This is a genomic window from Rhizobium esperanzae (assembly GCF_014197615.1).
Lineage (GTDB): Bacteria > Pseudomonadota > Alphaproteobacteria > Rhizobiales > Rhizobiaceae > Rhizobium > Rhizobium esperanzae_A.
The window spans coordinates 216,448-228,939 of the sequence record NZ_JACIFY010000004.1 but is presented as its reverse complement, the minus strand read 5'-3'; the positions used below and the strand labels follow the sequence as shown (position 1 = coordinate 228,939).

At 61.2% G+C, this 12,492-nt stretch carries 12 protein-coding genes; 10 read left to right on the top strand and 2 right to left on the bottom strand.

Features of this window, described 5'->3' with window-relative positions; all coding sequences use genetic code 11:
• The first annotated feature begins 65 nt into the window (after positions 1–65).
• The 7 genes from GGD57_RS07655 (at position 66) to GGD57_RS07625 (ending at position 6,608) form a co-directional block, all read left to right on the top strand.
• Positions 66–791, top strand: a complete 726-nt coding sequence (locus tag GGD57_RS07655) for an SDR family oxidoreductase (RefSeq protein WP_184468402.1) — start codon at positions 66–68, stop codon at positions 789–791.
• Positions 792–904: 113 nt separating this feature from the next.
• Entirely contained in the window at positions 905–1,729 is an 825-nt protein-coding gene (locus tag GGD57_RS07650; protein ID WP_184468400.1) for a class I fructose-bisphosphate aldolase, read from the top strand.
• Between the two features lie 22 nt (positions 1,730–1,751).
• Positions 1,752–2,906 carry a Gfo/Idh/MocA family protein gene (locus GGD57_RS07645; protein ID WP_184468398.1) on the top strand — a complete coding sequence of 385 codons (1,155 nt, stop codon included), beginning with the start codon at positions 1,752–1,754 and terminating at the stop codon, positions 2,904–2,906.
• Positions 2,906–3,577, top strand: coding sequence for a D-lyxose/D-mannose family sugar isomerase (locus GGD57_RS07640; RefSeq protein ID WP_184468396.1), 672 nt, complete (start codon positions 2,906–2,908; stop codon positions 3,575–3,577). The genes GGD57_RS07645 and GGD57_RS07640 overlap by 1 nt, the downstream gene beginning before the upstream one ends.
• On the top strand, positions 3,577–4,617 hold the full coding sequence (locus GGD57_RS07635; RefSeq protein WP_184468394.1) for a carbohydrate kinase family protein: 1,041 nt from the start codon (positions 3,577–3,579) through the stop codon (positions 4,615–4,617). Before GGD57_RS07640 ends, GGD57_RS07635 begins: the two co-directional genes overlap by 1 nt.
• 135 nt (positions 4,618–4,752) lie before the next feature.
• Complete coding sequence (locus tag GGD57_RS07630; RefSeq protein ID WP_184468392.1) at positions 4,753–5,541, top strand: L-iditol 2-dehydrogenase; 789 nt, start codon at positions 4,753–4,755, stop codon at positions 5,539–5,541.
• Between the two features lie 56 nt (positions 5,542–5,597).
• Positions 5,598–6,608 carry a zinc-dependent alcohol dehydrogenase family protein gene (locus tag GGD57_RS07625; RefSeq protein ID WP_184468390.1) on the top strand — a complete coding sequence of 337 codons (1,011 nt, stop codon included), beginning with the start codon at positions 5,598–5,600 and terminating at the stop codon, positions 6,606–6,608.
• A gap of 18 nt (positions 6,609–6,626) precedes the next feature.
• Here GGD57_RS07625 and GGD57_RS07620 read toward each other — a convergent pair whose 3' ends face one another.
• Positions 6,627–7,646 carry a substrate-binding domain-containing protein gene (locus GGD57_RS07620; protein WP_184468388.1) on the bottom strand — a complete coding sequence of 340 codons (1,020 nt, stop codon included), beginning with the start codon at positions 7,644–7,646 and terminating at the stop codon, positions 6,627–6,629.
• 210 nt (positions 7,647–7,856) lie between these two features.
• Between GGD57_RS07620 and GGD57_RS07615 the strand changes: the two genes are divergently transcribed.
• Both GGD57_RS07615 and GGD57_RS07610 read left to right on the top strand, forming a co-directional pair.
• Positions 7,857–8,507 (top strand): esterase/lipase family protein, encoded by a 651-nt coding sequence (locus tag GGD57_RS07615; RefSeq protein ID WP_184468589.1) that lies wholly within the window; start codon positions 7,857–7,859, stop codon positions 8,505–8,507.
• 74 nt (positions 8,508–8,581) lie between these two features.
• Positions 8,582–9,727: a right-handed parallel beta-helix repeat-containing protein gene (locus GGD57_RS07610; protein ID WP_184468386.1), complete on the top strand. Its 1,146-nt coding sequence runs from the start codon at positions 8,582–8,584 to the stop codon at positions 9,725–9,727.
• 118 nt (positions 9,728–9,845) lie between these two features.
• Here the strand turns inward: GGD57_RS07610 and GGD57_RS07605 are convergent, their stop codons facing one another.
• The gene (locus GGD57_RS07605; RefSeq protein ID WP_184468586.1) at positions 9,846–11,180 is read right to left on the bottom strand and encodes an O-antigen ligase family protein; all 1,335 of its coding nucleotides are present in this window, start codon (positions 11,178–11,180) and stop codon (positions 9,846–9,848) included.
• Between the two features lie 500 nt (positions 11,181–11,680).
• On the opposite strand from GGD57_RS07605, the gene GGD57_RS07600 reads away from it, so the two are divergent.
• Positions 11,681–12,484 (top strand): Ku protein, encoded by an 804-nt coding sequence (locus tag GGD57_RS07600; RefSeq protein WP_184468384.1) that lies wholly within the window; start codon positions 11,681–11,683, stop codon positions 12,482–12,484.
• The last annotated feature ends 8 nt before the right edge of the window (positions 12,485–12,492 follow it).

Here is a 12,492-nt window from a genome sequence, read left to right as displayed (position 1 = left end):
CGAAAAGCGCCGCCTGTGGTCTCGGGAAGAACGCGCAATCAGCATCAGGATAGGAGGAGACGTCGATGACGGAATTGAACGGGAAGATCGCGGCGGTGACGGGTGCGGCGTCCGGCATAGGATTGGCCTCGACGGAGGCGATGCTCGCCGCAGGCGCGACGGTCGTACTGGTGGACCGCGATCAGAAGTCCCTGGAGACGATTTGCGGCCGGCTGGGCGAGCGCGCCATTCCGCTGGTGATCGACCTGCTGGATCCCAATGCCTGTGCGGGACTGCTCGAAGGCGTCCTGTCGAAGACCGGTCGGCTCGACATCCTGCATGCCAATGCCGGCACTTATATCGGCGGCGACCTGATGGAAACCGATCTCGACACCATCGATCGCATGCTCAATCTCAACGTCAATGTCGTCATCAAGAATGTACGCAGTGTCATTCCTCACATGATCGAACGCGGCACCGGTGACATCGTCGTCACCAGCTCCGTCGCCGGACATTCGGCAATTCCCTGGGAGCCGGTCTATTCGCCGTCGAAGTGGGCGATGACGTGCTTCGTCCAGACGATGCGACGCCAGCTTCTGAAAAGCGGCATTCGCGTCGGCTCGGTTTCTCCGGGGCCGGTGATCAGCGCTCTGCTGGCGGATTGGCCGGAAGAAAACCTTCGCAAGGCCAAGGAAGCCGGCGCCTTGATCGAGCCCAAGGAAGTCGCCGACGCGATCATCTTCATGCTCACCCGGCCGCGCAACGTCACCATCCGCGATATCGTGGTGCTTCCGAGCGCCTTCGACATTTAAGCCGAGGATGCGTTCGCCAGACCCGATGTGGAAACGTTACCACATTTTCTTGACTCGCAATCCTGCTCCTTTTATTCAAATGTGGAAACGTTGCCATATCTGGGAGGAGCTTGATGAAATCCGCGCGGTTGAACCGTCTTTTCGGCGCGTCTGGAAATTGTTTCGACGTTGCCATCGATCACGGCATGTTCAATGAACGAACCTTTCTCGCCGGCATCGAGAACATGAAGACCGCCATCGAGGTGATCGCGCAAGCCGGCCCCGATGCCATCCAGCTTCCGCCGGGGACCGCACCCATTCTGCAGGCGATCCCCGGCAAGCATCGCCCGGCATTGGTGTTGCGCACCGATATCGCCAACATCTACGGCAATCCCCTGCCGTCCCAGCTGTTTTCCGAAATGATCGACAGGGCGGTGGAGCAGGGCGTTGCGCTGGATGCCGCCTGCGTCGTCGTCAATCTTTTGATGCTGCCGGACCAGCCGGAGGTCTACCGCGCCTGCGTGCGCAATGTGAACAGCCTGAAGCGTGAATGCGAGATCTACGGCATGCCGCTGATGGTCGAGCCGCTCGTCATGCAGGACAATTCCAAGGGCGCCTACATGGTCGACGGCGCGATCGACAAGATCCTGCCGCTGGTGCGCCAGGCGGCCGAACTCGGCGCCGATATCATCAAGGCCGACCCTTGCGACAATGTCGAGGAATATCACCGCGTCGTCGAGATCGCCCAGGGCCTGCCGGTGCTGGTGCGCGGCGGCGGCCGCGTTTCGGATCAGGAAATCCTGATCCGCACCAAGCAGTTGATGGAGCAGGGCGCCCGTGGCATCGTCTATGGCCGCAACGTCATTCAACACAACAATCCCGGCGGCATGACGCGTGCCTTGATGGCGATCGTCCATGACAGGGCTTCCGTCGAGCAAGCCTCGCTGCATATAGGCTGACGCGCGTCTGGGAGGAGATGTCATGACGAAAATATTCCGCTTCGGCGTCATCGGCTGCGGCCTGATGGGGCGCGAGTTTGCCAGTGCCGCGGCGCGCTGGCTGCATCTGGCCGACGTGAAGGCGCGGCCGGAAATCGTCGCCGTCTGCGACACCAACACGGCGCTGCTCGACTGGTTCAGGGATCAGGTGCCGACCGTTCGGCAGTTCACCGCCGACTATAAGGAGCTTCTGGCCAATCCCGAGGTGGATGCGGTCTATTGCGCCGTTCCGCATGTGCTGCACCAGCAATTCTACATCGATATCCTCAAGGCCGGAAAACATCTGCTCGGTGAAAAGCCCTTCGGCATGGATGCCGCGCAGAACCGCGAGATCATGGCGGTTCTCGCCGAGCACCCCGAACTCCTGGTCCGCTGCTCGTCGGAAATGCCGTTCTTCCCCGGCGCACAGAAGGTCATCGCGCTCGCAAAAAGCGGTGAGATGGGGGAGATCCTCGAAGTCGAGGCGGGTTTCCTGCACTCTTCGGATATCGACCGGCAAAAGCCGATCAACTGGAAGCGCATGGCCGAGATCAACGGCGACTATGGCTGCATGGGTGATCTCGGCATGCATGTGTTGCATGTGCCGCTGCGTCTCGGCTGGCGCCCGGCGACCCTGCATGCGCAGCTGGTCAAAAAGGTCAGCGAACGTCCTGACGGCAAGGGCGGCATGCTGCCCTGCACCACCTGGGACAATGCCACGATCAGCAGCCGCGTGCGCACCGGTAATCAGGATTTCCCGATGGTGCTGAAAACCTGGCGCATCGCGCCCGGCGAATCCAACAGCTGGTACATCCGCGTTCTCGGCATGAAGAAAAGCGCATTCTTCAGCACGAAGTCGCCGCGCCAGTGGCAGTGGATGGACTATAATGGCGGTGCGCAGGCCTGGAGCACCGAGGATCTCGGATACGCCTCGCTGTTTCCTGCCATTACAGGCAAGATCTTCGAATTCGGTTTTGCCGACGCCATCCAGCAGATGTGGGCGGCCTTCCTCGACGAGCTTGCCGGCGGCAATGCCAACGGTTTCGGCTGCGCGACGCCGGCCGAGGCGCAGGCGCATCATGCAGTGCTGACGGCAGCCCTCAAATCCGGCCGCGAGGACGTCGTGGTCCCGGTCGTCTATGACGGGGCGTCCGACTGATGCGGCGCTCCGAGATCAACGCCGCCTTGCGGCGGGCAGCCGCGACCCTTGAGCGCTGGCATTGGTCCCTGCCGGTATGGGGATATTGGACGGCGGCGGATTTTGCCTCTCATCCGGAGGAGTCGGCCTATTTGCGCGCTCACCAGCTCGGATGGGACGTCACCGATTTCGGATCGAACCGGTTTGCCGAATGCGGCCTCGTGCTGTTTTGCCTGCGCAATGGCATCGTCGATACCGGGGGCCACCGCACCTATGCCGAAAAGCTGCTTTTCGTCGAAGAAGGGCAGCTCACGCCGGCGCACCGGCATGCGGCGAAGATGGAAGACATCATCAATCGCGCCGGCGGCGATCTCGTCATCGAATTTGCCGCAACCGATGCCGACGGCAATCTGCTGAAGGAGGATGTGACGGTTCCGGTCGACGGCCTGCCGCACCGGCTGGCTGCATGGGAACCGCTGATCCTCAAGGCCGGCCAGAGCGTGACGATCCGCACCGGGCTTTACCACCGCTTCTACGGCCGCAAAGGCGGCGGACCCGTGCTCGTCGGCGAGGTCAGCCAGGTCAACGACGATAACAGCGATAATTTCTTCCTGGAGCCGATCGGCCGCTTTGCCGCGATCGAGGAAGACGAGCCGCCGCTCAGGCCCTTGTGGAACGAAGGGGACTGCTGATGCGCCATCACGGCAGTCGGAAAGAGGGCGGCATCGTGTGCGCCGGCAACTTCATCGTCGATCGCGTCCACACCCTGTCCTATTGGCCCGAACAGGGCAATCTCGCCCATATCCTGCACCAGGATCTCGGCGTGGGCGGCGGGGCGGCCAATGTCGTCACCGATCTGGCCTCGCTCGGATTTTGCGGAAAGCTGGCAGCGGCCGGGTGCATCGGCGCCGATCCGGACGGTGAGATCGTCAAGGCCCGCCTTGCGGTCGCCGGTGTCGATATCGGGGGGCTGACGGCACTCGCCGACCGGGTAACGGCGCACACCCATGTCATGAACGTGCCCGGCCAGAACCGGACCTTCTTCTATCATGGCGGCGCCAGCGATGCCGTCACCGACAAGCTTATTTCACCCGCGACCTTCGCTGAGGCCGGCTACCGGCTGTTCTATCTCGGTTATCTCATGCTGCTGCCGGGTCTCGACCGCATCGGTCCCGACGGCCGTTCGGGAGCGTCGCGCCTGCTCGAAGCCGCGCGCCGCGCCGGGCTGACGACCTGCGTGGACTTCGTCTCGAGCGAAGACCCGGAATTTGCAGCCAAGGTCGGCGTCGCTCTGCCCTTCTGCGACTACTTGATCATCAATGAGATGGAGGCCGGCCGGGCGACCGGCGTTGCCGTCCGCGACGCCAAGGGAGATTTGATCGAGGCGGGGCTTTTGACGGCGGGTGAACGCCTGCTGGCCGCAGGCGTCGCCAAGGGAGCGATCATCCACGCGCCGGAAATCTGCTTCTGGTTTGCGCCTGGCGCTTCGCCGATCAGGACACAGTCGCGCGCCGTCGATCCCGATGACATCGTCAGCACGGTCGGCGCGGGAGACGCCTTTTGTGCCGCCGTGCTCTACGGCCTGCATGAGAGCTGGCCGGTCGAGCATATCTGCGCCGTCGCCCATGCCGCGGCTGCGCGCTGCCTCAAGGGTGCGACGGCCACCGACGGCATTCCCGATATATCAGTCCTCCTTTGCGAGGCAGAGGAGACGAACGCGCAACCCGCTTAGCCCCAGACGCCGCCTCAGGGGAAGGCAACGGCGATCGGCGTCGAGTCAGAATGGAGGAGCAGAAATGAAGCTATTCGTTATGTCAGCCATGCGCGGCACACTCGTCGGCTTAAGTGCAACCGGGGAGGCGGGGCGATGACCCATACGGAAACGGCGCGGCTCTGCGGCAAGGTGGCGCTGGTCACTGGGGGAGCAAGCGGCATCGGCAAGGCGGTATGCGAACGCTTCGCCGCCGAGGGCGCCAAGGTTGTCGTAGCGGATCTCGATGGCGAACGATGCGCCCGGGTGGCGGCAGCGATCGGTCCGCATGCCTGGGGCGTGGCGCTCGATGTGACCAGCCAGGACAGCATCGAAGACGCTGCACGCTTCACGATATCGACCGCCGGTCAGATCGACATCCTGGTCAACGCCGCCGGCATTTACGACGTCGAGTCCATTCTTGAAATATCCCGGGAACGGACCGCTCGGGTCTTTCAGGTCAATATTGAGGGCCTGATCTTCATGACGCAGGCCGTCGCCCGGCACATGGTGGAGAGAGGGGCAGGTGGACGCATCATCAATTTCTCGTCCCAGGCCGGGCGTCGGGGCGAAGGACCTGCCGTGGCTTACTGCGCGTCCAAGGCGGCCGTCATCAGCATCACGCAAAGCTGCGCTCTGGAACTGATCCGTTACGGGATCAATGTCAACGCCATCGCTCCGGGCGTCGTCGATACGCCGATGTGGGACGTCGTCGATGCAAAACTCGGCAGCCGGGAAGGGTTGCAACCCGGCGACGTCAAGCGCCGCGTGGCGGCCGCCGTTCCCGCCGGGCGATTTGGCGCCGCTGAGGAACAGGCCGCCATGGCTGCCTTCCTCGCCGGGCCGGATGCGGCATACATCGTGGCGCAGTGTTACAATGTCGATGGCGGCAATGTCATGAGCTGAGCGCTTCGCTTCATCGGCAGGAATAGGCAATCGAGCTTGAGGTCTGGAGGAGTGGAATGAGAGCTGTACGCTTGGAGTCGATCGGGTCTTTGACCATGCGCAGCGTTGAGAAACCGGTTGCCGGGCGGGGCGAGCTGCTTGTCCGGGTCGTCGCCGCCGGCATCTGCGGTTCCGATCGCCACATGTACAAGGGCGAATATCCGACCGCGATCCCCGTCACGCTGGGCCACGAATTCTGCGGCATCGTCGAAGAGATCGGTGATGGCGTCACCCGCTTTGCCGGCGGCGAACTGGTGACGGTCGACCCGAATATCGCCTGCGGCACCTGTCCGGCGTGCACGCGGGCGCGGCCGAACCTGTGCGAAAGACTGACCGCCATCGGCGTGACGCGGGATGGCGGCTTTGCCGAATATGTGGCCGTGCCGCATGCGCAGGCCTTCATCCTGCCGGCCGGCCTCGATCCCGTTCACGGCGCCTTCTCCGAACCGCTGGCCTGCTGCATCCACGCCATCGACAAGGCCCGGATCCGTCCGGGCGACAGCGTCGCGATCCTCGGCGGCGGTGTGATCGGCCTGCTGATGGTGCAGCTGGCCCGTCTGGCGGGGGCATGCGAGATCATTTTGGTCACGCGGCAGCAATCGAGACGCCAGGCCGCCCTGCGCCTGGGGGCGACGCACACCTTCGACCCGAATTCTTCGGACACGGTCGCGTCGGTTCGAGAGCTCACCAAAGGCGGCGCCGATGTGGTCATCGAGTGCGCCGGCGTCAGCGACACGCTGCAAAGCGGTCTGAGAATGGCGCGGCGCGGCGGCACCTTCGTGCTTTTCGGGGTCACGCCTGCGGGCGTCGAGGTGCCGGTTCTGCCCTTCGATCTGCTGGTCAACGAAGTCGATATCAGGCCGGCCTACCTCAACCCCTTCACCCATTCGCGCGCTGCGGCAATGGTCGCAAGCGGAGCATTGGAACTGGACGCGTTGGTTACCAGAACCATCGGTCTGGAGGAGGTCGCCGACGTGGTCGGCAATGCGCCATTGCCGGGCGAGATCAAGGTCATCGTCCGGCCCTAACTTCGCAGATCCATCTGCTCAGTTGCGAACGGGACCGGTGGAGTCGCGCGCGATCAGCCTGACCGGCACTTTGACGATCGCACCCTGCCGGGATTCGTCGCCTGTCTGCTGCGCCTCGATCAGCGCTTCCAGCAGCCGCGCTGCCTGCTGCCCGACATCGCGGATCGGCTGTGCGACCGTTGTCAGCCGTGGAAAGACGTAGGCGGCCTCCGGCAGATCGTCGAAGCCGACGACCGAATAGTCGTTCGGAACGGAAGATCCGCGATCCTGGATGGCATGGATGGCGGCAATCGCCGAAATGTCGGTCGTGCCGATAATCGCGGTGACCTCAGCGCGCGACGCCAGCAATTCCCGCGCCAGCCGGTAGGTCTCGGCAAAGCTGTGCTCTTCCGCCATCGCCACGACGGCAGGCGCGATCCCGTCTTTTGCCATTTCCGCCGTGATGCCCTGAAGGCGAAGCTGGATCGGCTGGCTGTGTGCCGGCGCCCCGACGATGGCGATCGCCCGGTGGCCGAGGCCGATCAGATGGCGCGCCATCAGCCGTCCGCCTTCCTCGTGATCGGCCATGACAGCGTCGTCGGCGATGCCGTTCAACTCGCGGTCGATGGCGATGACCGGAATGCCCGCGTCCCGCAGCACTGCGAAATGCTCGATGCTGCCGAAAGCGCTTGCGACGATGACGCCGTCGACACGCTGGGCGAGCAGCATGGAGAGATAGCGCACCTCGTGATCCATATTTTCCGCCGTGCTGCAGATCAGCGTCTGATAGCCGTGCTGGAACAATTCCTGTTCGATGGCATGGGCGAGGATGCCGAAGAAAGGCACGTCGATTGACGGCAGCATCAGTCCGATCATCCGGCTTGGCGCACCGCGCAGCATGCGCGCACCCTTGCTGGGCGTGTAGTTCAGCGTTCGGATCGCCGCTTCGACGCGGTCCCTGAGTTCAGGCGAGGCATAACCGCTGTTGTTGAGCACGCGAGAGACCGAAGAGACTGACGTTCCCGCAAGTTTGGCGATATGTCTGATGCTGGTCGTCACGTGCTCGCATTTCTTTCTGGCGGTCGAATGGGACGGATGCTGAACTTCACCTCCATTTGTCAATCACTAGATCACTAGCGGGACGCCGCATCAAGCGCGCCGCAACAATGGAGCGCTTCGGACGGATGGCTATCCGGCATTGGTCGACAACGTCCCTCTTGAAAGCTACAGGATAGTGCTGATCGATAGCGGCACGTTGGCGGATCCATGATGAACGACACGGTCATCCTTTTTCACGGGATTGCCCGGACAAGAAGAAGCATGCAGAAGCTCGCCAACTTCCTGTCCGGCAACGGCTATCGGGTTGTCAATGTCGGCTACCCCTCCACCAGGTTTTCGATCGGCGACCTCGTCGGCATCGTCCGGCCGGAGATCGACGGTGCCGTGAAGGCGGCAGGCGAGGGCCGTGTCCATTTTGTCGGTTATTCGATGGGTGGACTGATCATCCGCGCTTTTCTCAGGAACGATCGCCCAGCCAATCTGGGCAGGGTGATCATGGTCGGAACGCCGAACAACGGCAGTCAGGTTGCCGATTTCCTCAAGGACTGGCCGCTATACAGGACGTTCTATGGACCGGCGGGCCAGCAACTGATTACCGATCAAACCGCAATGACCGAGCTGTTCGGCACGGTCGATTACGAACTCGGCATCATCGCCGGCAACAGGACCATCGACCCGGTCTCCTCCCTCATCATTGGTCGAAGGGTGCCGAATGATGGGAAGGTGTCGGTGGAGAGCACCCGTCTCGACGGCGCGGCAGCCCATATCGTCATTCCCGCAAACCACACTTTCTTGCCCGTCAACAGGACCATGTGGAGCCAAGCCCTGTCGTTTCTGAAAGATGGGCGGTTCACAGCCTGAATTTCCGGATATTCAAACATCCGCCACATGCCCTCGTCTTAATCTCTGCCGCACCGGTATCGAAGGAAAATGCAATGACCGCCATCTTGCGAAAGAAAGTTCACGGCGCCTTCACGCGCGGGCAGGTGATCGATGGCGCCGAAGATATCGGCGTCGCCTATCAGGTGTTTTCCGATACGGTGATCGAAGACGTTATCGTCAAAAATTCACCGCGCGGCTTCAAGTTCCACAATGGCAAAAACCTCACGATCCGGCGCTGCGAAACGGAGAACGTCAACGGCGACGGCATTTACCTGACGAAGACGACGGACGTTCTTCTGGAGAACAATCGCATTGGCGCAGCACCCGGTCAGGGGGCGGACTGCTGCCAATTCGCCTACGAAAACAAGGACGACTATGTCAGTTCCAATGTCGTGATCCGCGGCAACCTCCTGCTTCAGTCGCCGACCAGCACCTCCAACAAGGGCGCGCTGGTCTGCGATAAAACCCGAAACTACCTCGTCGAATACAACTTCATCGGCGGCAAGAATTTCTCCTTTTCGTCGATCGGCGATGGTGCCGTCGTGCGCAGCAACATCATGCGCGACGGCAGGATGAATGATTATTCCTTCGGCTACGGCATCGGCGACAAGGTCGACCATACCGGGCACCACGTCTATGACAACTGGATCGAGAACACCAATCGTGGCGTCAGCCTCAGCGGCTTTTCGGATCAGGAACAGGCATTCCGCAAAGACATCGATATCCACGACAACGTCATCAGCCAATGCGACATCGCATTCTTCGCCAACCGCCCGTGGTCCGGCAGTTTCCGGCGCAACATATTCCTGCGCTGCGAGCAGGATATCGTTCTGAAGGGAAGGGGCAAGGAGACCGCCGGCGATGTCGACGGCAATTATGCCAATGACGGCAGCTTCCTGAACGTCACCCCGCCGCCGCTTGTCTTCAAACCGGACGGAAAAGCCTCCGTTTCATCAGGCCAATGGACATCCGAGCCCGATGAGATCCGCATCCAGTGGCGCGACAAGGGGATCGACATCCCAGGCGCCAACCGGCCCTCCATCGCCGTTGCGCCCGGCATGGAATTGTCCTGCGTGCTCTTGGCCCGCAAGGATCAGAACTGGATGCTGGCGATCGCCGAGACCGCCTATGACGACTTCACGCCGCGCGCATGGCAGGAGCACAGGCTGCCTTGGCAGAAGCGCTATCTGTCGATTTGAGCGGCGTGGTGGTGTCGCGTGCAGTTGGGGCACGCGACCGCCATAAGCCCACCCGATGGCCGACAAAGATGACCGCGACGAGAACGGTGGAATGAGGCGCTCAGACGTCGAGCACCCCTCAAGTCTGGCGCAGATTCCGGTTTGTCCGCAACCTCGGACGCAGTTCCGAGAGCGCGATGACCATATGTGGCCAGAGAATGAAAGGTGCCAGCATCATGCCTGCCTCGGTCATGGCTCCAAGCATGATGAGGATGATGATAACGATCTCCTTTCGCCTCGCGCCGGATTCTGCCGGGTCGGGGTCGACGATCGTCATCTTCCTGAACAGGCGGGTCAGCAAAAATAACGTCCATGCGGTGATGCCTGGAATGCCGATATTCAGCGCCAGCTCGAGATAGGTGTTGTGGGTCGATCGTGCATCGAAGGTAACCTTGACATACTCCTCCATGACCTCCGGCTGGCGGAACATCGCAAAGCCGTAACCTGTCAGAGGCCTGTCCCATATCAGCGGCAACAGTTGTTCCCAGATATTGGTGCGGCCAGAGAAGGTAATATCTTTGCCGAATGCTTCTGCAACGGCTGAGGCTACTCCGAGATAGACGAAGCTGGCGCCGAAGCCGACGATCAGGAACAGCAGGAAGACGACGAAGGAACGAAAAAGACGGTTCGGGTAGATGTGAATCACGCGAACGCCATACAGCATCATGCTGCCGAACATCGTCAAGACAACAGCCGTCGAGGACTTGGTTGCGACGATCAGGACGAGAAGGCAAAGCATTGCAGCCCAGCGTATCAGGGTACTGTAACGAAGCCGGCCGAGCTTCTCCGTCGACAGCAGGCAGACAAAGCTGACCGAGCAAAACTGCCCCAGCGTGTTCTTATGGTAAAAGGCACCCTTGACCATGCCCGCATAGCTGCCGCGCATGATGGCGAATTGCGGGAAAGCGGCTGTGTAGACGACGTTGATAAATGCGGCGGCAATCGCAAAACGCCCGAGTACTTTGAAGGCTTCGACATTGCCGTAGCGCGCGCGGTAGAGAAGAGGCGGAACCGCAAGAACGATGACCGCAGCCAATCCCTTCAAGGATGCGCCTCTGTCGATCGAGAAGGCGATGGATGTGAGGCAGGAAATGCCGACAACGACGATAAACGGCGAAATCCGTGAGAAGACCCGCAGGAATTGTCGTTGCTCCAGCAGAAAATATAAGCCCGATAAGGGAATAAGGCCGTAAAGCAGGAGTTTCATCGGCAACGGGTCGACCGCTGCGCCATCGTCGAAGTTCGCAGGCAGGCCGTACCACATGCCTGTCGCCCGCCAAAGCGACGCGTAAAATGCGATCGTCAGAACCAGCTTTGCCAGCACATCGCGCCTGACGCGCCACCGGGGTGCAGCCCGCCGATGGTAGCCGGCTGGATAGTGGTTTCTTGCTAGTGCTGCATTTTCTATCGTCATCAAAGGCTCTTATAAATCAATCTGCAGAAGCCCGGCGTTCGCCTCGATCAAGGCATGCCGGTATTCGATTGAACGGAGGCGGGAGCTGATTTTGTGCATCCTCGCTTCCTCTCCGGAAGAACGAATTCATTTGGCCGTTCGGCAACTTCCCAGTTTCGCAAACTGCCCTTCCGGTGGGCGAAACAGCCAGGGCAAGCTTGTCCAGTGGCTTCAAGCCTGTTGAAGCGGCACTCTCACTTCGCCATGCGGCGCGACCTTAAGCGAACTTATTCCGTGAATCCAGCCGATAAAACCATGTCATCATGTCGCGCCGTTCTCCGTCCGATCGGCAGTCCAACAGAAACTGCGGCGCAGCGGGTTTAACGGCAGCGTTCATCGGTTGCGTTTTCGAGCTGTTGGAAGAGCCGGGCGCCATTGGCAGAAAACCGCAATTTTTGGAACCAAACACCGCATCCGCCGTTGATTGCCATGCCCAACCGTGTCCGGGAGGCAGGACAGACATGGCACGTCAGACATTCTGGAAAGGCTATCTCAAACTCTCGCTGGTCACCGCCGCCGTTTCGCTGACGCCGGCGACGACGGAAAGCAACAAGGTGCGGTTCCATGTGCTCAATCGCCAGACGAAGAACCGCGTCGAAAGCCGCTATGTCGACAGCGTCACCCATAAGCCGGTGGCCGATCGGGACCAGGTGAAAGGCTATCCGCACGGCGAGGACGATTATATCATGCTCGAAGACGAGGAGATCGAGGAGGTCGGGCTCGAAAGCACCCGCACCATCGACATCGACACATTCGTGCCGCGCGGCTCGATCGACTGGATCTGGTACGACAAACCGCATTTTCTGGCCCCCGAGGATAAGGTCGGGGTGGAAGCCTTCTGCGTCATCCGCGAGGCGATGAAGGCGAATGATGTCGTCGGCATCGCTCGCCTCGTGCTCTATCGTCGCGAGCGTGCCGTGCTGCTGGAGCCGCAGGGCAAGGGCATCGTTCTCTGGACTCTGCGTTATGGTGACGAGGTGCGCGAACCGGTGGCCGAGCTCGACAGCGAGGCGGCGATCGACAGCAAGCTGCTGGCGCTGATGAAGCAGCTGGTGAAGGAAGAGACGAAGGATTGGAGCCCGGCCATGGTGCAGGATCCGATCCAGAAGCGCCTGAAGTCGATGATCCGCAGCAAGCAGAAGAGCCTGAAGCAGGCCGCGCCTGCGAAAAAACCCGCACCGGTGAAATCGACCGGCAACATCATCAATATCATGGATGCGCTGAAAAAGAGCCTGGCCGCGGAGGACGGGAAGCCGTCGCCTTAAATCACGTC

What these genes read in the sequence shown, in the direction of transcription:
- GGD57_RS07635 (WP_184468394.1), top strand. Translation starts at nt 3,577, where the DNA reads ATGCGCCATCACGGCAGTCGGAAAGAGGGCGGCATCGTGTGCGCCGGC.
- GGD57_RS07615 (WP_184468589.1), top strand. Translation starts at nt 7,857, where the DNA reads ATGAACGACACGGTCATCCTTTTTCACGGGATTGCCCGGACAAGAAGA.
- GGD57_RS07600 (WP_184468384.1), top strand. Translation starts at nt 11,681, where the DNA reads ATGGCACGTCAGACATTCTGGAAAGGCTATCTCAAACTCTCGCTGGTC.
- GGD57_RS07625 (WP_184468390.1), top strand. Translation starts at nt 5,598, where the DNA reads ATGAGAGCTGTACGCTTGGAGTCGATCGGGTCTTTGACCATGCGCAGC.
- GGD57_RS07655 (WP_184468402.1), top strand. Translation starts at nt 66, where the DNA reads ATGACGGAATTGAACGGGAAGATCGCGGCGGTGACGGGTGCGGCGTCC.
- GGD57_RS07645 (WP_184468398.1), top strand. Translation starts at nt 1,752, where the DNA reads ATGACGAAAATATTCCGCTTCGGCGTCATCGGCTGCGGCCTGATGGGG.
- GGD57_RS07650 (WP_184468400.1), top strand. Translation starts at nt 905, where the DNA reads ATGAAATCCGCGCGGTTGAACCGTCTTTTCGGCGCGTCTGGAAATTGT.
- GGD57_RS07610 (WP_184468386.1), top strand. Translation starts at nt 8,582, where the DNA reads ATGACCGCCATCTTGCGAAAGAAAGTTCACGGCGCCTTCACGCGCGGG.
- GGD57_RS07605 (WP_184468586.1), bottom strand. Translation starts at nt 11,180, where the DNA reads ATGACGATAGAAAATGCAGCACTAGCAAGAAACCACTATCCAGCCGGC.
- GGD57_RS07630 (WP_184468392.1), top strand. Translation starts at nt 4,753, where the DNA reads ATGACCCATACGGAAACGGCGCGGCTCTGCGGCAAGGTGGCGCTGGTC.
- GGD57_RS07640 (WP_184468396.1), top strand. Translation starts at nt 2,906, where the DNA reads ATGCGGCGCTCCGAGATCAACGCCGCCTTGCGGCGGGCAGCCGCGACC.